The sequence below is a fragment of the Bariatricus massiliensis genome (genome assembly GCF_900086725.1).
Lineage (GTDB): Bacteria > Bacillota > Clostridia > Lachnospirales > Lachnospiraceae > Allocoprococcus > Allocoprococcus massiliensis.
Genome location: NZ_LT574837.1, coordinates 749,124 through 769,976 on the forward strand (window position 1 = coordinate 749,124; position 20,853 = coordinate 769,976).

The window sequence follows — 20,853 nt, forward strand, 5'->3', positions numbered from 1 at the left end:
TTAGTTTTCCTCCTTAAAATCGTTAGCTGCTGTATTCATTGCCGGACGCTTGTCCGACATAGGTACTAATGTTGGCTTGCCCTGCGGCTTTTCGATAAAGCCTGAGAGCAGTTCTTCAAATCTTGTCTTGCCGAGCAGTTTGGTCATTGCCGTAACTCCCAGAACCTTATGTTCATATGGGTCATATCCGGCATCCTTAACCGTATCCGCCACGGCAGTTTCGTTGATATATTTCCTGTTGGAGCGTCCTTCGACAATCTTCCAGTCTTTCCACTCCTTGCCGCTGACTGCCTGCTGCAAAGCGTACTCCTTGATATCGCCCGCCCAAGATACCAGTGCGTCAACTTTTGAAAGAATGGCCTCTATCTCATCGTCTTCAAGGGTGGAAGGCATTTCAAAATCGTAACGCACAAGTTCAAGGTTGTACTCGGCTCTCTTGCGGCAGGTGGCTTTTACCTTACAGAACTGGCAGTGGTTTCCGGCTTTGTATTCGCCCTCGCCCTTTGCCGCCAGCTGTGCCGTAGGGCAAAGCACCTCATCCGCCCACTTCAAAAGTTCGTCTTTGGAAATGGTATAGGTACTGACACTGTCCCGTCTTGGCTGGAAAATGGTCATGGTCACCGAATCAATATCGTAGATATCGTCAAACAGCTGTAAGGCTCCCAGTGCGTAACACATCATCTGCGGATTCTTTTCCGCTTCCACCAAAATGCCGACACCATATTTGAAGTCAATGACTGTAAGGGTCTCATCTGATACGATGACACAGTCCCCGGTGCCAAATCCCTCCGGCACCCATTTGGAGAAATCAAGATGCTGTTCAATCAGAACAATCGGATCTTTGCATTTCTCTTTTGCCGCTTCCAGCTGCTCAAGCACATACTGGGCATACATATCCGAACAGTCTGCCATTTCTTCATCGAAATACTGCAGATTTTCCGCAGGGTCTTTTGATTTCTGCCCCAGTGCGGTTTTCAGCTTATGTTCACAAAGGCTGTGGGCATCGGTACCCTGCAATGCAAACTCACTGGCTGTATCTCCTGCCTTGGAACAGAGCAGAGCCGATGGCGGACATTCCAGCCACCTGTGACTGGACGATGCTGATAATACTGCGTGGCCCAGACCAGCCTCTCTTGCACCTGCAGTGCAATTCACCTTCTGTTTATCCGGCATTGCCAAGCACCTCCACTTCCGCAAGCAGTGCTTTGTATTCTGCCGGGTCTACTTCCGACAGCTTGTCTGCGCCATGCTTTGTGAGAATTGCTTTAACCTCTGCTGTAAAACCACTGCGGGATTTATCCGCACACACGGCTCTGACATCCTCAAGAGTGAGCGGCCTTTCTGTCTCCGGTTGCGGTTCCTGCTTTGGTTCCTCAACTGCTTTCTTCTTAGCCGCAGTCTTTTTTATAGGCTGCTTTTCTTCCTCGGCGCCGCTGAACATATCAGCCAGTTCCTGTGAAATGCCTACCAAAGTCTCTCCACATTTGCGCAGCTCATCAACGAGCACGGACAATTCACTTACCTTTCCCATCTGGATTTCCTCCTTCCATATTCATCTTTTCTCCGCCGCTGACTGCAGAAAGCCTGTCAGCGATTCGTTTTGACACGACACTGATTGCAATAAGTACATCCGATAACTCACGGTCGAGTTCCTGACTTTTGCAGTCGTTCGTGCCTGTTCTGCATCGGTTTGTCATACATTTACCGTCCTTTCCGAGGTGCTTTGTTTGCCCCTCTGAGAGTGAAAGGACATCCACTTGTGTTTTAAGAACCACTATTTCAGAAAAAAATATAAAAACCTGCTCCGCCGGATACTGCTGCGGCGGAGCAGGCAGAGATTATCCCTTATTCAAAATCTTTTAATCTAGTCTTGAGTTTCAGCAATACCCTATGCTTGCGTTTGTTGACACCCTTTTGGCTCATGCCGATAACCTGTCCGATTTCGCTTTCACTATGGTCATTGCTGTACATTTCCATAATCGTGCGGTCGATTTCTTCCAGTTCATCAAGAGCCTTATGCAGTTCGTCAATCATTACCTTCTTCATAACATCTGCTTCAAGGTCTGCTGTATCGACTGTTTCATACTCGGTTTCCTCGTACAGCTTATCCAGCGATGCCATCGACTCCTGCCTCTGCAGGCGCTTGTCCTCTTTCCAAAGCGGGCGCATATACTCGTAATACTGCTCCTTGGTGGCCTGAATCATGATGACACGCACTTTGCTATTGCCGATTCTCGTCCATACCACATCCGCCGGGTTAATACAGAAATCCTTGATGGTTTCCGCTGTTACCTCCATAGGGATGTAATACCGCTTGTTTTCACTGCTTGTCTGTAGATTTTCAAAATTGTACATTGTGTAGACCCTCCTTCGGTCTGATTACCGAAGTGAGAATCCACACAGGACATCCCATAATAATTGGCCATAAAAATGAATCCTCACTTCTCAAATGGCCAACCGTCCCAGTGGGTTGACTGTTATTTACTTGTGTCCGTTTCGCCGCTCTGGGCACTGCTGATCAGGCAGTGAACATTGAAACGGGGTTTATATATAAAGTTGGGATTACTCCCAAGCTATATATCAAAATTAAAACGGCAGTGTGACCCAGTTGCCCTTAAAGGCTTCTTGGGTCCGCACTGCCGTCTAAGCGTTCTGGCGGGTTATTAACTTGCTTTCTGATATGGAAGATTCTCAATTTTGAGAGTTCCGTCTTGATTTGCTGTTATGCGTGTTATGTATCCTTTTATCACAATTTCCACAATTGTATGGTCTGTACTAAAATCACAAACACGCTTTCCTGCTTCATTTTTCCATGTTTCGATACGCTTCGCCTCCTCTCCAATTTCACTATACACATTATATCAAAATCACTCGTTGCTAAAAAATTGTACTATTTAGTTCTTGGTGGTATTTTGCACAAATTTAATATTAAACTCTATTTTTATTTACTTTATGGTGGTATAATGTAGTAAAAAGAAAATAGGAGGACTATGCCTTGGGCAAGAAAACGTATAAAAAGACCGATGTTTCAAAAGCCAAAACTGAAAAGCTGGGCATTAGCAGCCTTCTTGTTTTAGATGACGAAAGTGATGGCAGTTCCTTTTCTGCCGTACATAAGCGCTATTTCAGAAATGAAAAATGTACCTGCCCTGCTTGTCAGTCACAAAAGACAAGGACATCAAAGGTAGTTACACGCAAGTTTAAGGATATCCTTACCGGCGATGATGGTTTTGAAATCATTGACTTGATTTTCCATCAGCGTTATCTGCGATGTGATGGATGCAAGAGCAGTGTCTTTCCGGAGGATATAGATTTTTCAGAGAAAGGCAGTCGCTTCACTAACCGATTATCAGATTTATTGGCAGAGGGTACTTTCAGATATTCTTATAAGAAGGTATGCGATTTTTATGGTGTACCTGCTTCCACTGCTTCGGTCGGTGCCATCATGCGAAGACGAATTCAGTATCGTGAAGCAAATCAACCCACGCTCTCTACTCCATCGACATTAGCCATTGTGGAATTCCCTTATTACAGAGAACTGTATCCTATGATTTTGGGAATAGAGGGAAAAGAGATTTATTGTTTAGATATTCTGGTGGATTGCTCGGAAGCGACCTATATTAAGTTCTTCCGTATGTTTGAAGCTAATAAAGTCAAACATATTTATATAGAACCGAACGAAGAATTGCGAAGTGCGATTGCAGCCTGCTTTCCCACTGTTCCACCGTGTCTCTCACAAGAGTGTGTGCTACGGCATGGTCGCAATGCTTTTATTGAAATCATTCACTCTGATGGGAAGCGTTTTCCCGTAGTGCATAAAGACGATAAACTAACACAAAACAAAAAATTCATAACCGGGCGTGATGTCTCTCAGATTAAACAAGGGATGAGCAACCGTCCACGGTTGAATAAAGCATACAATCAATTTCAGATGCTATTAGATATTTTTGATGGCAAATGGGAGTATGGGGATCTCTCATCTTGGACAGCTTCAATTCCAGATGAACTATCGGAGTTTATAGATTTAATCGATATAACGGAATTCTATGATGTCGAAATTCAAAATTCATTGCAGCCGGAGGAATCTCCTCCGACACAATATACTGCTGTAGTCAAAGGCATCTGTGATGCAATTAGTGAAATGCCCCACTGTATCTTTGATGTATTACGAGCCAGATGTATGCTGACTATTGCACATGACACCATCGCCTCAGATGATTGTGAAAAGCGATTAGGCATTCCGGCTGCAAGATTCATCGACAACATTAAGAAAATCACTGAAAATATCAAGGAGGAGCGAGAGTATGAACTCTAATGAAAAAATCCAAGTTGTTGGTACAAATATAGGAGAAAAGGCAAACCTTATCTGGAATGTGGCAAACTCACTTTTTGGGGCCTATAAACCGCACGAATACGGTCTGGTTATCCTGCCGATGGTTGTTATCAAGCGTTTTCATGACTGCCTTTTGCCTACGCAGGAGAAAGTATTGGAAACCTACGAAAAAGTAAAGCAATTGGCTGTCAAAGATGGCTTCTTGCGTAAAGCATCCGGCTATCGCTTTTACAATACCAGCAAATTCACTTTCGAGAAATTAAAAGCCGATCCCGAAAATATCAAGCCTAACTTTGAAGACTATATCAACGGGTTCTCAGACAATGTAATCGACATTCTTGCAAATATGGGCTTCTTTACTCAGATTGAACGAATGACAGATGCCGGAGTCCTTTATCAAGTAATCAGCGACTTCTGCAAAGACGATGCAGATATGGACCCTGAAAGAATTTCTGCAATTGACATGGGTTATGTATTCGAAAACCTTGTACAACGCTTTTCAGAAAGCTATAACGAAGAAGCCGGAGCGCATTTCACAAGCCGAGATATTATTTACTTAATGTGTGACTTGTTAACCACGAATGCAGACTTCTCTGATGAAGATGCACCTGCAAAAACTGTATATGACATGGCAATGGGTACAAGCCAGATGCTCACTTGCATGGAAGAACGTGTTAAAGCATTGGATAACACGGCAGACATTATCTGCTATGGACAAGAAATCAACCCCTTTACTTTTGGTATTGCAAAAGCCGATATGCTGATTCGTGGCGGAGACCCAGAAAATATGCAGTTCGGAAATACGCTGAATGACGATAAGTTCTCAAGCTATACTTTTGACTACGTCATTTCCAATCCTCCATTTGGTATCGATTGGAAACGTGAAGCCGCTGACGTAGAGGCAGAACACAAAAAGGGCGATGCCGGAAGATTTGGCGTTGGACTGCCCGCTAAGTCTGATGGTCAGATGCTGTTCATGTTAAATGGTCTCTCTAAGCTAAAGGATACCGGCCGCATGGCCATCATTCAAAACGGCTCTTCTCTTTTCACAGGCGATGCCGGAAGTGGGCAGAGTGAAATCCGCCGTTACCTTATTGAAAACGACTGGCTGGATGCCATTGTTCAGTTGCCGAATGATAGTTTTTACAACACGGGTATTGCTACCTATGTTTGGATTGTAACAAAAGATAAGCCGGAATCTCACAGAGAGCAAGTGCTTCTGATTGATGCCAGCCAATGTTATGAGCAGCGCCGCAAGCCTATTGGTAATAAGCGCGTTGATATTACAGAGGATTGCCGTAATTTAATCATCGGTGCCTATGGTGATTACATCACCCACAATTATACCCATAAGCTTGCCAATGGTACTGAAATCATCTGCAAAGCAAAAGTGATGGATGCTGTCAGCTTGGGATATAACAAAATTACCATCGAAAGTCCGCAGTTGGATGAGAATGGAAAGCCAATTAAGAAAGCAAAGAAACTGGTTGCGGATACATCAAAAAGAGATACAGAAAATGTGCCGCTTGATGAGGACATTGACGCCTATTTCGAGCGAGAGGTTCTGCCTTATCGTCCGAATGCATGGATTGACCGAAACAAAACAAAAGTCGGTTATGAAATTCCGTTCACTCGTACATTCTATGAATATAAGGAATTGGAACCTGCTGCTGATATTGCAAAGCGCATAGAAAAGCATGAACACTCCATGATGGAAAAACTTCATGAATTGTTTGGGAATGGTGGTGAGTAAGGTGGCTGAATACGAAACTATGAAGAATAGCGGAATTGATTGGATTGGTGCTATTCCATCCACATGGAAAACCTATACACTATATCAACTTGTAACACAAGTAAAAAACAAGAATTCAGACCTTCGTGAAGACAATTTGCTCTCTTTGAGTTACGGCAGAATAAAGAGAAAAGATATTAACTCCAATGGAGGTCTTTTGCCAGAATCCTTTAATGGCTATAACATCATTGAAGACGGAGACATTGTCCTTCGGCTGACAGACCTGCAAAACGATCACACCAGCTTGCGTGTTGGTTTGGCAACAGAGCGTGGCATCATTACCTCTGCATACACTACCCTCCACCCCATCAGAAAGGAAACAGCGAAGTATTTATACTACCTGCTGCATTCTTTTGACCTCAAAAAAGGTTTTTATGGCATGGGTTCAGGGGTTCGCCAAGGACTAAATTATGATGAGGTAAAAGAACTCCGTGTGGTACTTCCTTCTGATACAGAACAAGTAGCGATAGTCACTTATCTTGATGAACAATGTAAGAAAATCGATATACTGATTGCTGAAGCTAAGGATAGTATTGAGGAGTACAAGGAATGGCGAGCATCTCTCATACACAGAACAATAACAAAAGGATTAAATCCAAATACTGAGATGAGAGACAGCGGAATAGAATGGATTGGAAAAACTGCAGCCAGTAATCGCATTATCGCTCTTCGTTACTTCATTCAAGAATATAAATCGGGTCCTTTTGGCAGTTCATTGATAACAGATAAATTGGCTCGTGATGGTAACATTCTTGTGTATACCCCTGAGCATATAGCAAACCAATCGACTGTCAGCGACAAGAATTTGTATTTACCTAATTCCAGACGTGAGGAAATGTCACAATTTTTCATTACTCCGGGTGATATTATTTTCCCGATTGTCGGTTCTTTAGGTCGTGCTATGCTTATCACAAATGAGATGCCCGAAGGAATCATTAACCAAAGGTTAGCAAAATTCAGATTAGATACCAGCAAAATAGATACCAATTATTTTATGTGGCTTTTCTCTAAAAGCACATTTTTTCAACCTTTTATTGATGTTAATTGTAGGGGTTCTTTCATAGTTAACCTTACTAAGACCATTGTATATGCAATGCCTATTGTAATTCCCAATAGCATAGATGAACAGCGAACGATTACAAAATACCTCACCAATAAGTGCGGTGCTATTGATTCTCTCATTTCAGAGAAGCAATCGTTAATCGATGATCTTGATTCATATAAAAAATCTCTCATATACGAAACCGTAACAGGAAAAAGAAAGGTGGTGTAAGTATGGCGAACAGTAAAACGACAGCAGACCGTATGGAAGCGTATTCAGATGCTTTCCAGCGACTGAACGAATCGGAAAAGCACTTCGAGGAGCATATCGAGAACTATCTAATTTCCGAAGAAGGTGGCTGGACAAAAGCTACCGATGCAGGATATTGCAGTGAAGAAAGCCGCGGCATGGCTTTGGACATTACTACGCTTACCAACTTTGTGCAGGCTACGCAGCCGATGGCATGGAGACGCTTTGAGCGTATGTGTACCATCAGTCCTATTCATCAGTTCTACAAGGCATTTGAGAACGCTGTTACTCAAGACGGCTTAATCTCCGTCCTTCGTCACGGCTTCAAACACCGTGGCATAAGTTTTCGTGTCTGCTACTTTAAACCAGAGTCCGAACTAAATGATTTAGCGAATGAACATTACAGTCAAAACACTTGTCAGTGCATCCGACAGTGGCATTACACAGAAGCAAACAAGAATAGCATTGACATGATGCTTGCAGTAAATGGTATTCCCGTTATTGCAATTGAACTCAAAAATCAGCTTACCGGGCAGTCCGTAGATGATGCCATGCGTCAATGGGAATATAACCGCAATCCAAAGGAGTATGCTTTTGGATTTAATAAGCGTGTCTTAGCTTATTTTGCTTGTGACCTTTACAATGTCTATATGACCACCCAATTGAACGGTGCAGAAACTGTGTTTCTACCATTCAATCAAGGCAGCAACGGTCCCGGCAGAGATGGTGGTGCCGGAAATCCTCAAGCGGAGGACAGAAAATATGTCACAAGCTATTTCTGGGAGAATGTTTTACAGAAAGACAAATTGCTTGATATCCTCCAAAAATTTATAAGCTATGAGCGTTCCGAAAAGAAAAAAATAATGCCGGATGGCTCAACCAAAATAACTGTATCGTCAAAAGTGATTTTTCCTCGCTATCATCAGTTGGATGTGGTAAGAGGTCTTGTTTCTCATGTGCGTGAAAACGGATCTGGTCACAACTATCTTATTCAACACAGTGCGGGCTCCGGCAAGTCAAATTCTATTGCTTGGACTGCTTACCGCATGGCAAGTCTGCATGACGAAAACAATAATCCTGTTTTTGACAGTGTTATCATTGTCACAGACCGCCGTGTTCTTGACCAACAGCTGCAAGCCACAGTATCCGGCTTTGATCACACGCTTGGCAGCGTTATAACCATTGACGAGAAAAAGAACTCCGGGGATCTCAGAGATGCTATTAACGAGGGCAAGCGAATCATTATTTCTACCCTTCAAAAATTCCCTGTAATTTATGATGAGGTACACTCCACAGTCGGCAGGCATTATGCTGTTATAGTAGATGAGGCACATAGCAGTCAAACTGGTCAGAGTGCATTGAAACTGAAGGCTGCACTTGCAGATGTCAGCGATGCATTAAAGGAATACGCTGAGTTGGAAGAAAAAGCTGTAGAGGAAATTGAAAAGAACGACCCTCTTGTGCAAGAAATGCTCAGTCAAGGCAAACATCAAAATATGAGTTTCTTTGCTTTCACAGCCACCCCAAAAGGAAAGACACTGGAAATCTTCGGAGAACCGCAAGCAGATGGCTCCTTCCATCCATTTCATGTATATTCCATGCGTCAGGCGATTGAGGAAGGCTTTATTCTGGATGTACTCGCTAACTACACCACCTACAAAATGTGCTATAAGTTGGCAAAGAATGTGCCGGATAATCCGGAGGTTCCAACCTCTAAAGCAGTACGTACTATCCGCAGATATGAAGAACTGCATCCGCATAATCTTCATCAGAAGGCCGCTATTATTGTTGAGACTTTCCGTGATGTGACAAAGAAGAAAATCCACGGTCAAGGAAAAATGATGGTGGTTACCGCTTCCAGACTTGCTGCTGTTCGCTACTATCATGAGATTAAGCGCTATTTGGAAACAAACAAATATGACGATGTAGAAATCATGATTGCTTTCAGTGGAAGCCTTAAAGACCCTGATGACCCTAACGGAACAGAATATACCGAAACAGGTATGAATGTAGACCGTAATGGCAACCGAGTAAAAGAGAGCCAAACTGCAGCTGTATTCCATGATGAAGGAAACATTTTGATTGTAGCAGAGAAATATCAGACTGGATTTGATGAGCCACTCCTTCACACAATGATTATTGATAAAGAGCTGCGTGATGTTAAGGCTGTTCAAACACTCAGCCGTGTGAACCGAATTTACCCCGGCAAAGAGGATACTTATATCCTTGACTTTGTAAATCCTGTGGAACGAATCAAAGAGGCTTTCCAACAATTCTATCAAGAAACCAGCCTTACCGAGGAAATTAACTTTGATTTGATTTATACTACACAGAAAATCATCCGTGGCATGAATGTCTACACAGAGGAAGATGTTCAAAATGTTGCTAATATTTACTTTGACCCAGATGTCCGAAAAGCAAATACCACACAGGGACAAATCTCCAATGCTCTGAAGCCTATTGCTGATAAATATAACAAGTTAGATCAAGAACAGCGTTATCAGTTCAGAAGAGAAGTCCGTGCTTTTGCAAAATGGTATAACTATATCTCACAGATTACACGAATGTTTGATAAGGAACTCCACAACGAATATATCCTGTGTTCGTACCTTGGCAAACTTCTCCCTGCAGACCCAGCACCTGAGTTTGACCTTGACAATCGTGTTAAATTGGAATACTACCGCTTGGAAAAGACATATGAAGGCGCAATCGAGTTGGATGAAACCACTGGCGAATGGAAGCCTACTACTCCCAAAAAAGCTGGTGCAAAAAAAGAACGCCTTACACCATTGGAAGAAATCATCGACAAAATCAACGAAGAATTCTTTGGAGACTTCACTGAGACCGACCGAGTTATTGTTGATACTCTGTACAACAAAATGAAAAAAGACTCAAAAGTCAAAAAAGCTGCAAAATCAAACGACCAACAGGTGTATGAACGCAGTATTTTCCCAACAATTTTTGAGGATATGGCACAAGCCGCTTATGTAGAAAACATGGAAGCCTATGAGCAATTATTCATGGATGCAGACAAGTATCGCATTATCCAAAAGGCTCTTGCAGAAAGGCTGTACCAAGAATTGCATAATCACGCCAAATAATACTTTTGTCCGAGCATGACATCAAGTCTGCTCGGACTTTTTTGTGCTTCAATTCTCACGCTCACAAAGAAACAATCGTTAGAGCGTTCAACCATTGCAACGATACCCCTATGCTATCGTTAATGCTGTATGCAAAATAACTCATTTTTCAAATGACCGTGTGCAGCAAAATTCTATCTCAAGGCAAAAAATAAGACCTTCGCAGGTCAGCACTTTGCAAAAGCCTCGATTTAGGCTGTTTTTCGATATTCACTTGGTATCAATGTCGCTACTGTTCCATCTGTTTTCCAAATCAAAAAATTTACCTTACCACATAGAAAACTGTGACTTGACAATCCTGCTTTTTAGAGTTTATATAACAACGGCGGGGTTTCCCCGACAATAAAAAACGTCATGGCAGACTGATGTGTTTGCACCACACCAGTCCTGCACTAAGGTGATTAAGCCACCCAGCACAACCGCAAAAGCGGCACCACGACAAGGCTATTATATCGCATTTATCACAGCTGCACAATAAGCAATTAACAGCGTGTGCATGGGAAAAGAGGATTCCATCCTCCGCCATTGCGTGCGCTTTTGAAGATACGGGAAATACCCGACCCTATAAATGAAAGGTCGGGATAACATGAACATTTTCCATCACACAGACAGCTTCTTCAGCTGTCCAGACAGCAGAGTCACCGAAGACTCCCTGTTGTCAATTTTCAAACTGGCAAAGCAGATTCGTCTGCAGCTTGGCAAACAAGGGTATTTGCTGGATCACTACCTCTCCATGATTTTTGAAGGGATGAGTAGTGGCCAACTTGCCTTTGAATCCGCAGATGAGGGTTTCCGAGCAGGAGGTGAACTGCAAGGTCTGCTGTTTCATGTTTTGGATGGAACAGAACCACAGCATGAACATCCGCTCTATCCACGAATGAAAGAACTTTACCAACAATACGAAGACAAACTGATTTTCCAAGAACGCTACACTAATCTTTCCATACTGCTTCTCTTTTTGGCAGATGAGGCAATACTGACCTCCACAGGAAAGTTTGTAAAAGAACAGGTGACTAACATTGGTGGCTCCGTGGATATCATACGAGTACAGGAAGTTTATGACCAGATTTCCCACATAGCTGGTGAGTCAATGCTGGAGGAATTAAACAAGAGAATAAAGCAGCGATTTATTATCGCACCAGCTTCCACTTTGTTTGCACAGGGATTTACGGATGAATTACTCTACAAACTAACCTATCGTGACATTGAAACCAGCAGGCAGATCTTCCAGCTTTTTCTGGATATGATACCGTCAGATACGGATGAGGTACAGACTCATGGAAAATTATGAACCTGTAACCAAAGAGCAGATTAACATCCTATTGAAATGCTACTATTTAAAGAAATATACAAGAGTCGCTAAAACGGAAAACATACCCCCTGACAAAGTAAAACGAATCAAGGAAAATGCTCTCCGGTCAATCCGTCTGGCATACAGCAAATCATATATGCAGGGATTACGATTTGATGGAAAGACGGTTCTGCAACATATGGCTGAACGTTGCGGCATGACAGAAAATGATCTCTCCAAAATATTTAATGAATATATAGCAATGGGACTGGCTTCTCAAGACAATCTATATTGGGAACGCATAAGAAAAGTGGGTAATACCCCTACAGCAGCGGAACTGCTTGACTTTATTTATAGCAAATTTGAAGTGGACATCGAGGGCGGCATCTGAATACCATTTAGACAGTCCAACCAGCACAGCAAAGGAGCGTACATCCTTATTGGGTGGCGCTCCTTTGCTTCTCTAATTGTTTATATTTCTCTCTTAATGATACTCTACAAATATTTTTTAAAGGCCTTCTTCATCTTCATTGCAACATCCATCGCCCAATCAAATTGCTCCGGCCATTTGTCCTTATTGTCAAAATCCGCCTCATGAATCACCAAAATCCTGCTTGCTTTCTTGTCCGGCAGTTCTCTCCAATCCAGTGTCATTCCCATATCTGATTCAATATCCGCCTTATGAGAATAGAATTTCTGATAAAGTTCCTTATCATCAGTGATATACCATTCCACAGTAATATTGTTATCTTTCCTGACTTGCAGCAAACTGATGTGACAGGCAGAAGAACCAACGCTCAAAGTCATCCAGTGGTCAGTACTGGCCTTTCTTCTGTTAAATGCCTTAGCAAATGCAGCATGATTAAATGCATACTCGTTAAAAGCAACCCAGTAATCATACCTCGCCTGCAGTGTAGGCGAACTGCTTGTCTGTCTCTTGATTTCCTTTGTCCAGTCATTTGGTTTCTCAATAACCTCAAATTTTACAGCAATATCAGAGTCACCTATTTGATACAGCTTAATTTCCAGAAGAAAGAATGCGATATTTTCATCCGTATGGTTATTCAGCCATTCAATGGCTGCTCTATGTTCTTCACGTGCGCGCTTTACAATCCAAATCACAATATCTGCAGCTTTTCCTGATGCGTATGTAATCAACTTGCCAAGGTGGTCATGATTGGTATCTTCCAGTTGATTTTCGATAATAATCTTTCTGTCCGTCCCGGTCTCAGTCGCATAAATATCTACATTGAAATCACCGACACTTGACTCAGTTTCATCCACGGTAATCTCTAACCCTACTGCATCTGACAGCAGCATTAGATTGTCTTCTTCTGCAAGCCACGGTGTGAAATCCAATGCCTCATGAGGCCATACCTTTCTTAAGTCTTTTATCTCTTTAAGTTGTCCTAAATTTATCACTTCAAATCCTCCTTGCTCATTTGACATCAATGCTGCACCGTAGCCATTTTGCTTACCTTTCAAACGCTCCGATTGCTGTCAATAATCCTACACACTCCCACTATGTCAGCAATCGTAAGCACTCACCAAGGCAAAATCAAATAATAAGTCATAGGGCAGATTTCGATTTACTCTCAAGGTCATATCGAAATCTCGCCCTTATTTTCAAATTATCCGTTTCTCAACCGCCAATCCAGACTTTCGAGAAATGCCCATTTTATCGGCTTTTTCGGCACTTTTTCTACTTGTTTCGGGTCATTAAACAAACGCACTCAACATGTGTCGGTACTCCTATCGGAACACGTTTTATCAACCTCGTTACTTCTATGTGAACACAATTCATCACTTCTATGTCGTCCTCTCGCATTTTTTCTTTGCGGCTTAAATCGGCTGCCATCTACACTGTTTTTCACCCCTGTTTTATAAACAAACGTGAGCTGTGCAGGGTCTTTGTTTCCATCTTCATCATAGCCGCCGACAATTACTTTTTCAACAATGCTTTCAAATACATGGCGGTCGAACACATCCAAAACCTCATTCTGTTCAAGCGTAGACTTAAACTCCTTTAAACGTCGCTTAATATCTTTTTCATTAGCGGCTGTTTCCTGCAATTTCTGACGGTCGGCAACAAGCTGTTCCGCTTTTTCCATAAGTGCAGCATACTTCGTTTCATATGTATCTTTATCTATGCTATCTTCAAGGCGCATATCAACCAGCTTATTCTTCTTGCCCTCTACTGCACTGATTTCCTTTTCGATTTTGGAAAGCTGTTTGTTCACTGTACTGTTACTTAAAGTATCATCCAGCCTTTGCAGAAATTCGTCTAATACATCCTTGTTATTATCGCATAATAAACGGTAACTTTCAATGAACGCTTCTTCGATTGCTGTTTCTGGTATTCCCTTACTGTCTGGACAGAATTTCTTGCCCTTTTTCGTAGCTGTTACACATTGCCAGATAACCTTGCTGTACTCCGAACTACTGTGCCAATTCCGTCTTGATAAAGTGCTGCCGCAGAAACCACATTCCAGCATACAGCTAAATGCGTATTTCCTGCTGTACTTTTCACGCTTACCGTTGCCTACTGTCGTCCGGTTCTTATTTCTCCGGTTAAGAATTTCCTGTGCCTTTTCAAAGACTTCCTCACTGATGATTGGCTCATGGTGGTCTTTCATATAGAACTTATCTTCTTCACCCATATTTTCAAGCCGACGTTTGGAGATTGGATCAACCGTGAATGTTTTACCCAACAGTATATCACCCTTGTATTTCTCATTCTTAATAATTCCAATGACTGTAGATGGCGCCCATGTAGAACTGCCATATTTTGTTTTGTAGCCTAGATTTTCAAGTTCCTGTCCGATAACAGAACCGCCAGCTCCCTCAACATAACGATTGAAAATGTATCTGACAATCTCTGCTTCTTCTTGATTAATAGTAATTGTCTTGTCCTCCGGGTGATAATCATAGCCAAGGCAGCCTTGAAAACCTACCAGCTCGCCACGCTTCATTTTCATTTTTAAGCCTTTTTTCACATTAGCTGAAATGTTCTCAACTTCCTGCTGTGCGACAGAGCTAAGGACAACAAGCAACAATTCTCCGTCCATTGTAAGAGTATTGATTTTTTCATCCTCAAAATAGACAGCGATATTTCTCTCTTTCAACATACGAACATATTTCAATGTATCTAACGTGTTTCTGGCAAATCTTGAAATTGATTTTGTAATCACCATATCAATGTCGCCATTCATACAGTCATTTATCATACGCTGGAAATCTTCTCTTTTTGTCACCTGTGTACCCGTAATCGCTTCATCCGCATAAATGTCAGCCAATACCCACTCTTTGTTTTTCTTAATCATATCCGTATAATACTGGACTTGTGACTTATAGCTGTTCAACTGATCTTCGCTGTCTGTGCTGACACGGCAATATGCAGCTACACGTAAACGCTCAATGGCTTTTCCACGGGCTTGCTTTGATAAAACATTTCTTGCTTTAATAACTTCAACTTCCTGCATAATATACCTCCTTGTTTTGTGTTCCTTTTATAGTGTTATAATATCACTTTTATAAACACAATTCAAGCAGTTATGTCAGAAAGCACTTTGTAATCTTTCATCAATCTTTGTTTTACAAGGGTATACTCTCTTTCAGAAATCAATTTACGGGCAAGCAGTTGTTTTAGCATGGCAATTTGCATACTATAACGAATCAAATTATTCATGAAACCCCTCCTTGCATTTTTAGATTTAGAAGTAATCAGATGGCTTCGGCAGCTCCACTGGACTTTCACCATTCCCATTCTGATGGGTGAACCGTGTCATACGGGTGTATCATTATTCTGATATACGGGTCATGGCAGCAACCTTTCCAATAGTTGCTTGCGGATCACTGGCGTGGTCGCTCGCTGGTGTCCCTCCTTTCAGTGGTCGTGGCGTTCCAGTCCGCAGGCTCGCCGCATATCAAACGTATCTGATTACTTTATTCAGTTTTCAAAGAACGGTAAAGAGCGGAAATGAGGTGGTAGGCACTCTCTATTACACTTATTTCACTTTGACTTCAAATCCCAAAATTGCTTCAATCAGCGCAGCTCGTATTCTGCCTTTCAGTTCCATATCGACCACGATATACATATTTCCGTGTTCGTCATAGAACGGGCGCAAGCTGGCTTTTGATATGTAAGCGTCATAGTGGTTTAAAATCTTTTCGATTGCTACCTCGTCACCGTCAGCAGCCGAGCTGATCGTGGAAAATAGCGGACACTTCTTTGTAGACTTCATCATGGTTTATTCCTCCTCGTACATATCTCTGATTAGCTTTAATGTGTGCAGCCTGTTTCTACAAACGGAAAATCGTTCCATTTCCATGACCTGTGCAATTTCAGCGTCGGTCATCTCAAGAAAGTAGGACATAAGCAGAATGTTACGTCGCCTTTCATTTAATTCTTTGATTGCTTCACATAGCTGTTCATCATAGATACGGACTTCATTGCCGAATACCTCAAAGGCTGTAAATTCGACCGAGTATTCGTCGCAAGTGCCGATATGGTTTAATTCCATTTCCGGCAGCTCACAGAATGGAGTTTCACGCTTTGCACGTCTGCCAAGCTCACGGTTATAGTCCTTTACGGTTGTTCCTACAACCTTGCGAGCCAGACAATCAAATTGAAGTCTGATAGCGTTCTCGAAAGAAGATGGCTTCATAATCTCACCTCCTTTCCAGCTAAAGTTGCTAAAGCGAAAAGGCTTCTACCTCTTTTCGCACTAACACTCGCCGCAAGAGGTGGGATTTGATACCCAACCGCAAAAACTTCTCTAAAAAGTTTTGTACAGCAAAAAAGCACAAGGACAATACTCGCGTACTGATCTTGTGCTTTCCAAATTGTTCCTGCTATATGACGTGAAAAACCATATACAGGAGTATGAAATACCGCAGAGATTAAACGGATTTTTTTGACGGTTTACCAATGGTCGAATGTTGTCGAATATGCAGGCGTTCCATGCGGCTACCTCCTAAAGCCGCTAAAACAAAACCATCCAGTAGTCTGTCCACCGTTAGGAAAAAATAAAACGGCGGCTGTATAAACCGTCGTTTTATCGAAAAGGGCATATAAAAGCATTACTGCTGACAACGGTTTTTTTTATTACCGCCAAGCAGCATATATATTTATTATTCACCTGTTCATAGGAACTGATAAACCTTACAATACGTTTTACTGTACCTGTTGTAAATTCTTTAGGAACAGTAAAATGTAGTGAGGTGATTAACTATGCGTAAAACAGAAGATAAATACGATTTCAGAGCCTTTGGACTTGCTATTAAAGCAGCAAGGATGAAACAAGGTCTGACCCGTGAACAGGTGGGAGCAAAAATTGAGATTGACCCACGCTATCTGACAAACATTGAGAATAAAGGGCAGCACCCAAGTTTACAGGTATTTTACGACCTTGTAACTTTACTCAATGTATCCGTTGATGAAATTTTCCTCCCGTCCGGCGATAAAGTGAAAAGCACTCGCCGCAGACAGTTGGAACAACAGCTTGATACTTTTGACGACAAAGATATGGTTATCATGGAAAGTGTCGCTGCTGGTATTATCAAATCAAAGGAAGTGGGGGAAGATTAGTTCCTCCATTTTTATTTACCTGCCAATCATTCGGGATATGGTGACAGGCAATAAAAATGAGCCGATAATCTATGAGGTCTAAAATCCTCTAAATTATCGGCTCTGCATCTTAGTGTCTGGCTCTTTAACAACTGTTATTTTCAACTTACTGACATTGATTAACTTTTCCTGTTTACATTTTGGACAAAACAGTGGAAAATTCCTTAATTGCGTATCTCTACGAATTTTCAAACGGGTTTTATTTCCACAAATAGGGCAAAGTATCCATTCGGTATCATTCATAAAAATATCACCTCATTTCTTGTAATCTATTTTACTGTAATATTTCCTTTGTCGCTTCGCACTTTAAGTAGATAGTCGCCCTTAGAATAACTCTTATCAATATTCCTGTTTCCAGATGTGACAATAGCATTTACTTCAAAATTTTCACTATCAAAGCTAAACTTTATATCAATGTTTCCTGCACATGTATATATTTCTGAATTGTTTTTCAAGACAGTGTTATCAAGCTCAATATTACCGCTCTTATTTATTACAATATCTACACTGCTAAATGTTCCATCTGCAAGTTGTATGTTTCCTTTGTTCAAATTAATCTTCAATTCAACCGTTTTATCAATGGGTATTTGGATTTCATATGAAATACCAGCACTTCCCTTAATTCCCATAAACCAAGCTACTTGATCAGAATGGTCTTTAATATTAAGAGCACCATTACTTATTTCCGACTGATATTCCATAGACTTTTCGATTTTTTTCATTGAATATTGCTTTATTTTCAAATCGTTCGTCCTGCTTTGCGTTATTGTAATATCAGCTATATTTCCGTCTAATAAAATAGCGTCAATATCTTGTGAAGTAAACATTTCTTCCTTAACCATTTTCTTGTGCATAAACAAACCTCCAATCAGAAAAAATAAAACACATAAAAGTAATAGAATAATCACACACTTTTTTTTCTTTGACATAATCATATACCTGTGAAAAATCTCTCTAAAACTTCATGAAGGAATTTTCTCCTTTCTTCTGGATTTCTAAGGTTTACCCCTAGTTCAGTTTTAATAACATCAGTCCTAAGAAAAACACCTTGTAAAGACTGCATTAAAAGTATTTCCACCAATGGAGAATTTGTAATGCCTTTTTCAGTACATACTTTATCCACTAAAGGTTTATAAACATTCATTGTCTGATTAGTGTTATCTGTGGGTGACGGAGTTCTGTGGTCTGATAAGATTGAAATTCTTGCTAAGTTTTCATTTTCATACAGATAGGTGAATGTAAGATTAAGCATATTCTCCAATCCCTCAAAAGTCGTCATACAAGACATTTCTGTAAGGCAATCATCAAATTTTCCTATAACATTACTAATCATTTTTTGAGCACATTGCGACAGCAAGTTTTCCTTTGTCTGGAAGTGATAATTGATTTGACTTACAGCAATTCCAGCTCTTTTGCTTATATCCCTAATGGTAATGTTCTCTGGTTCTTTCTCAACCTCCTTAATCAACATAATAGCCGTATCAATAATCAAATTTTTAGTGTCATTTTTCATGGGCAGATCCTATCCTTTCATAATATCGAATACATTTTCAAACACCGTTTGAATTATGGTTTGATTTTACTGCTTAAAGATAGGATTGTCAAGTAAAATACAAAATCCGTTTTTGCTTGCAGATTAAAAGAGGGCAGAAAAAAATGAGCCGATAATCTATGAGGTGGAAAATCCTCTGAATTATCGGCTCTGCATCTTAGTGTCTGGCTCTTTAATAACTGTTATTTTTAACTTACTGACATTGATTAGCTTTTCCTGTTTACATTTTGGGCAATACAGGGGGAAATTTTTAAGTTCTGTATCACTCCGCATCCTTAATCTAGTTTTACTTTTACATATTGGACACAATAACCATTTAAATTGTTCATCCATATATACCTCCCAAAATACATTTGTATTTTATTCTGCTTTAGCTAATTTTCTATGTGCTTTTGATTTTTTTCTACTCGCCTTGACTTCCTCTGGTGTTCGGGCAGTTATAAGTAATCGTTCCACATTTTCAGTCAGTGGTAGTCCGTGTCCGAAAACAGCATATTTTATAGGATATTCCATCAAATGTTGAGCGTCTTGTATTGTTTGATTAGTGTCATAATTGAATTTATCTGGTACACCAATTACCAGCCCCTTATTATGTTTATTTCTTATAACGTCACCAAAAAACATTATTTGATTTTCTGATTGATATAATGCAATACTACCTGGTGTATGACCTGGAACATGGATGACCTCTAAACCACCCAATGTATCAATGATATTTTTATCCGATAGAACAATATCGACTTTTTCAAGAACACAATTATATTGTTTCATATAGGCTTGTTCTTGAATCATCATATAATGATATGAGCCATCAATAACCTTTTCATGAAGGATATACGGTATATCTTTTGTATGTGCAGCAACTTTTGCACCTGTTCGTTTAACTAATTCAGCAGCACCGCCAATATGATCGCAATGGCAATGCGTTAAAATAATTTTGTTCAAATTTTCGATATGAAAGCCCCCATCTTCAATTTTTGCAATTAACTTATCAGTTTCCATAAACATTGCAGTGTCAATCAAGTCAAAAGATTTACCATTATTGATGAGATAAACATTTGCTCCCATTTCATTTTCAATGAGATACAGATTTTCAAATACTTTAAACATATAAGTTCCTCCTAATTAGTATCACAGATACCGGTATTATTGATACTTGTTGATTAAAAAAATATGCTGTTAAGTTTATTGACATTCAGCATGGTCATAAACAATATAACATATTCATTTGACAAAAGGTTCTTTATAATAATTTTCATAAAATTCTTGCAGCCATGCACAAAATAAATCATACATTCTTTCACTTAAATTTATTACCGCTTTCGCCTGATATGGCTTAAATACATCTTCTACCGATTTCAAAACACTATTTGTATGGAGAAAAGAGTTATACATCTCTCTAATCCTCTGCTTTCCGGTTGCTTTATCCAGTTTTCCAATATTTGAAATTACAGCTGTAAAATCAAGATAAATTTGTGGTGGTGTAAGAGAATACTTTTCCATTAACTCATTAAAGTAATTTTTACCAACTTCGTTAATCGTATAAACTGTTTTCTCCGGCATTTCGCCATCACGTACCACTTTGCCATTTATATAACCTTTTGCCGACAAATTATTGATATTCCGATAAATAGATGGCGAACTACCTTTTATCCACCATGTTAAATTTCTGTTTTCGACCTCCTTTTTTATTTCATATGCATTCATTGGTTTTTCCATAAGAAAGCCTAAAAGCATTAGGTTAATGATTGACATTATTGACCTCCTTTAATTTATAGTATCATTGATACTACTATCAATATAACTCCAATTACATAAAAAGTCA

General features: G+C 40.5%; 22 protein-coding genes. 7 read left to right on the forward strand and 15 right to left on the reverse strand.

The window, feature by feature from the left end:
* From BN6465_RS09710 to BN6465_RS09725, 4 genes are all read right to left on the reverse strand, one after another.
* Positions 1-1,173, reverse strand: a complete 1,173-nt coding sequence (locus BN6465_RS09710) for a DUF2800 domain-containing protein (RefSeq protein WP_066734048.1) — start codon at positions 1,171-1,173, stop codon at positions 1-3.
* Positions 1,163-1,531, reverse strand: coding sequence for a DNA ligase (locus BN6465_RS09715; protein WP_066734051.1), 369 nt, complete (start codon positions 1,529-1,531; stop codon positions 1,163-1,165). The genes BN6465_RS09710 and BN6465_RS09715 overlap by 11 nt, the downstream gene beginning before the upstream one ends.
* A complete protein-coding gene (locus tag BN6465_RS09720) occupies positions 1,515-1,697 on the reverse strand; it encodes a hypothetical protein (protein WP_066734053.1) in 183 nt (60 codons plus the stop codon). The genes BN6465_RS09715 and BN6465_RS09720 overlap by 17 nt, the downstream gene beginning before the upstream one ends.
* A gap of 148 nt (positions 1,698-1,845) precedes the next feature.
* Positions 1,846-2,355 carry a sigma factor-like helix-turn-helix DNA-binding protein gene (locus BN6465_RS09725; protein WP_066734055.1) on the reverse strand — a complete coding sequence of 170 codons (510 nt, stop codon included), beginning with the start codon at positions 2,353-2,355 and terminating at the stop codon, positions 1,846-1,848.
* Positions 2,356-2,995: 640 nt separating this feature from the next.
* Here BN6465_RS09725 and BN6465_RS09735 point away from each other — a divergent pair.
* The 6 genes from BN6465_RS09735 (at position 2,996) to BN6465_RS09765 (ending at position 12,238) form a co-directional block, all read left to right on the forward strand.
* Positions 2,996-4,315: a hypothetical protein gene (locus BN6465_RS09735; protein ID WP_066734060.1), complete on the forward strand. Its 1,320-nt coding sequence runs from the start codon at positions 2,996-2,998 to the stop codon at positions 4,313-4,315.
* A complete protein-coding gene (locus tag BN6465_RS09740; protein ID WP_066734062.1) occupies positions 4,305-6,086 on the forward strand; it encodes a type I restriction-modification system subunit M in 1,782 nt (593 codons plus the stop codon). Before BN6465_RS09735 ends, BN6465_RS09740 begins: the two co-directional genes overlap by 11 nt.
* Position 6,087: 1 nt before the next feature.
* Positions 6,088-7,398 carry a restriction endonuclease subunit S gene (locus BN6465_RS20975; protein WP_227183466.1) on the forward strand — a complete coding sequence of 437 codons (1,311 nt, stop codon included), beginning with the start codon at positions 6,088-6,090 and terminating at the stop codon, positions 7,396-7,398.
* Positions 7,399-7,400: 2 nt separating this feature from the next.
* On the forward strand, positions 7,401-10,517 hold the full coding sequence (locus BN6465_RS09750) for a type I restriction endonuclease subunit R (protein ID WP_227183467.1): 3,117 nt from the start codon (positions 7,401-7,403) through the stop codon (positions 10,515-10,517).
* A gap of 625 nt (positions 10,518-11,142) precedes the next feature.
* Positions 11,143-11,847, forward strand: coding sequence for a hypothetical protein (locus BN6465_RS20980; RefSeq protein WP_199882816.1), 705 nt, complete (start codon positions 11,143-11,145; stop codon positions 11,845-11,847).
* Positions 11,834-12,238, forward strand: coding sequence for a hypothetical protein (locus BN6465_RS09765; RefSeq protein WP_066734065.1), 405 nt, complete (start codon positions 11,834-11,836; stop codon positions 12,236-12,238). The genes BN6465_RS20980 and BN6465_RS09765 overlap by 14 nt, the downstream gene beginning before the upstream one ends.
* A 104-nt stretch (positions 12,239-12,342) precedes the next feature.
* Here the strand turns inward: BN6465_RS09765 and BN6465_RS09770 are convergent, their stop codons facing one another.
* The 5 genes from BN6465_RS09770 to BN6465_RS09790 form a co-directional block, all read right to left on the reverse strand.
* Positions 12,343-13,269, reverse strand: coding sequence for a DUF4268 domain-containing protein (locus BN6465_RS09770; protein ID WP_066734068.1), 927 nt, complete (start codon positions 13,267-13,269; stop codon positions 12,343-12,345).
* Positions 13,270-13,580: 311 nt separating this feature from the next.
* On the reverse strand, positions 13,581-15,329 hold the full coding sequence (locus BN6465_RS09775) for a recombinase family protein (RefSeq protein ID WP_066734071.1): 1,749 nt from the start codon (positions 15,327-15,329) through the stop codon (positions 13,581-13,583).
* A gap of 62 nt (positions 15,330-15,391) precedes the next feature.
* Positions 15,392-15,535 (reverse strand): SHOCT domain-containing protein, encoded by a 144-nt coding sequence (locus tag BN6465_RS09780; RefSeq protein WP_066734074.1) that lies wholly within the window; start codon positions 15,533-15,535, stop codon positions 15,392-15,394.
* Positions 15,536-15,854: 319 nt separating this feature from the next.
* Positions 15,855-16,094, reverse strand: coding sequence for a helix-turn-helix domain-containing protein (locus BN6465_RS09785; RefSeq protein ID WP_002592280.1), 240 nt, complete (start codon positions 16,092-16,094; stop codon positions 15,855-15,857).
* 3 nt (positions 16,095-16,097) lie between these two features.
* Positions 16,098-16,514 (reverse strand): sigma factor-like helix-turn-helix DNA-binding protein, encoded by a 417-nt coding sequence (locus BN6465_RS09790; RefSeq protein ID WP_066734077.1) that lies wholly within the window; start codon positions 16,512-16,514, stop codon positions 16,098-16,100.
* Between the two features lie 566 nt (positions 16,515-17,080).
* On the opposite strand from BN6465_RS09790, the gene BN6465_RS09795 reads away from it, so the two are divergent.
* Positions 17,081-17,437 (forward strand): helix-turn-helix domain-containing protein, encoded by a 357-nt coding sequence (locus BN6465_RS09795; protein WP_066734080.1) that lies wholly within the window; start codon positions 17,081-17,083, stop codon positions 17,435-17,437.
* A 93-nt stretch (positions 17,438-17,530) separates the two neighbouring features.
* Here the strand turns inward: BN6465_RS09795 and BN6465_RS09800 are convergent, their stop codons facing one another.
* The 6 genes from BN6465_RS09800 to BN6465_RS09825 all read right to left on the reverse strand — a co-directional run bounded on the left by BN6465_RS09800 (position 17,531) and on the right by BN6465_RS09825 (position 20,783).
* The gene (locus BN6465_RS09800) at positions 17,531-17,719 is read right to left on the reverse strand and encodes a cysteine-rich KTR domain-containing protein (protein ID WP_066734083.1); all 189 of its coding nucleotides are present in this window, start codon (positions 17,717-17,719) and stop codon (positions 17,531-17,533) included.
* 26 nt (positions 17,720-17,745) lie between these two features.
* On the reverse strand, positions 17,746-18,330 hold the full coding sequence (locus BN6465_RS09805) for a DUF4097 family beta strand repeat-containing protein (protein WP_066734086.1): 585 nt from the start codon (positions 18,328-18,330) through the stop codon (positions 17,746-17,748).
* A gap of 77 nt (positions 18,331-18,407) precedes the next feature.
* A complete protein-coding gene (locus BN6465_RS09810) occupies positions 18,408-18,989 on the reverse strand; it encodes a TetR/AcrR family transcriptional regulator (RefSeq protein ID WP_066734088.1) in 582 nt (193 codons plus the stop codon).
* 180 nt (positions 18,990-19,169) lie between these two features.
* Complete coding sequence (locus BN6465_RS09815) at positions 19,170-19,361, reverse strand: cysteine-rich KTR domain-containing protein (protein ID WP_066734090.1); 192 nt, start codon at positions 19,359-19,361, stop codon at positions 19,170-19,172.
* Between the two features lie 27 nt (positions 19,362-19,388).
* The gene (locus BN6465_RS09820; protein ID WP_066734093.1) at positions 19,389-20,138 is read right to left on the reverse strand and encodes an MBL fold metallo-hydrolase; all 750 of its coding nucleotides are present in this window, start codon (positions 20,136-20,138) and stop codon (positions 19,389-19,391) included.
* 114 nt (positions 20,139-20,252) lie between these two features.
* Positions 20,253-20,783, reverse strand: a complete 531-nt coding sequence (locus tag BN6465_RS09825) for a PadR family transcriptional regulator (protein WP_066734095.1) — start codon at positions 20,781-20,783, stop codon at positions 20,253-20,255.
* Positions 20,784-20,853: the final 70 nt, after the last annotated feature.

Bases quoted from the DNA above. Each gene is read 5' to 3' on its own strand.
- BN6465_RS09710 (WP_066734048.1), bottom strand. From the start codon at position 1,173: ATGCCGGATAAACAGAAGGTGAATTGCACTGCAGGTGCAAGAGAGGCT.
- BN6465_RS09715 (WP_066734051.1), bottom strand. From the start codon at position 1,531: ATGGGAAAGGTAAGTGAATTGTCCGTGCTCGTTGATGAGCTGCGCAAA.
- BN6465_RS09720 (WP_066734053.1), bottom strand. From the start codon at position 1,697: ATGACAAACCGATGCAGAACAGGCACGAACGACTGCAAAAGTCAGGAA.
- BN6465_RS09725 (WP_066734055.1), bottom strand. From the start codon at position 2,355: ATGTACAATTTTGAAAATCTACAGACAAGCAGTGAAAACAAGCGGTAT.
- BN6465_RS09740 (WP_066734062.1), top strand. From the start codon at position 4,305: ATGAACTCTAATGAAAAAATCCAAGTTGTTGGTACAAATATAGGAGAA.
- BN6465_RS09750 (WP_227183467.1), top strand. From the start codon at position 7,401: ATGGCGAACAGTAAAACGACAGCAGACCGTATGGAAGCGTATTCAGAT.
- BN6465_RS20980 (WP_199882816.1), top strand. From the start codon at position 11,143: ATGAACATTTTCCATCACACAGACAGCTTCTTCAGCTGTCCAGACAGC.
- BN6465_RS09765 (WP_066734065.1), top strand. From the start codon at position 11,834: ATGGAAAATTATGAACCTGTAACCAAAGAGCAGATTAACATCCTATTG.
- BN6465_RS09775 (WP_066734071.1), bottom strand. From the start codon at position 15,329: ATGCAGGAAGTTGAAGTTATTAAAGCAAGAAATGTTTTATCAAAGCAA.
- BN6465_RS09780 (WP_066734074.1), bottom strand. From the start codon at position 15,535: ATGAATAATTTGATTCGTTATAGTATGCAAATTGCCATGCTAAAACAA.
- BN6465_RS09785 (WP_002592280.1), bottom strand. From the start codon at position 16,094: ATGATGAAGTCTACAAAGAAGTGTCCGCTATTTTCCACGATCAGCTCG.
- BN6465_RS09790 (WP_066734077.1), bottom strand. From the start codon at position 16,514: ATGAAGCCATCTTCTTTCGAGAACGCTATCAGACTTCAATTTGATTGT.
- BN6465_RS09795 (WP_066734080.1), top strand. From the start codon at position 17,081: ATGCGTAAAACAGAAGATAAATACGATTTCAGAGCCTTTGGACTTGCT.
- BN6465_RS09800 (WP_066734083.1), bottom strand. From the start codon at position 17,719: ATGAATGATACCGAATGGATACTTTGCCCTATTTGTGGAAATAAAACC.
- BN6465_RS09805 (WP_066734086.1), bottom strand. From the start codon at position 18,330: ATGCACAAGAAAATGGTTAAGGAAGAAATGTTTACTTCACAAGATATT.
- BN6465_RS09810 (WP_066734088.1), bottom strand. From the start codon at position 18,989: ATGAAAAATGACACTAAAAATTTGATTATTGATACGGCTATTATGTTG.
- BN6465_RS09815 (WP_066734090.1), bottom strand. From the start codon at position 19,361: ATGGATGAACAATTTAAATGGTTATTGTGTCCAATATGTAAAAGTAAA.
- BN6465_RS09820 (WP_066734093.1), bottom strand. From the start codon at position 20,138: ATGTTTAAAGTATTTGAAAATCTGTATCTCATTGAAAATGAAATGGGA.
- BN6465_RS09825 (WP_066734095.1), bottom strand. From the start codon at position 20,783: ATGTCAATCATTAACCTAATGCTTTTAGGCTTTCTTATGGAAAAACCA.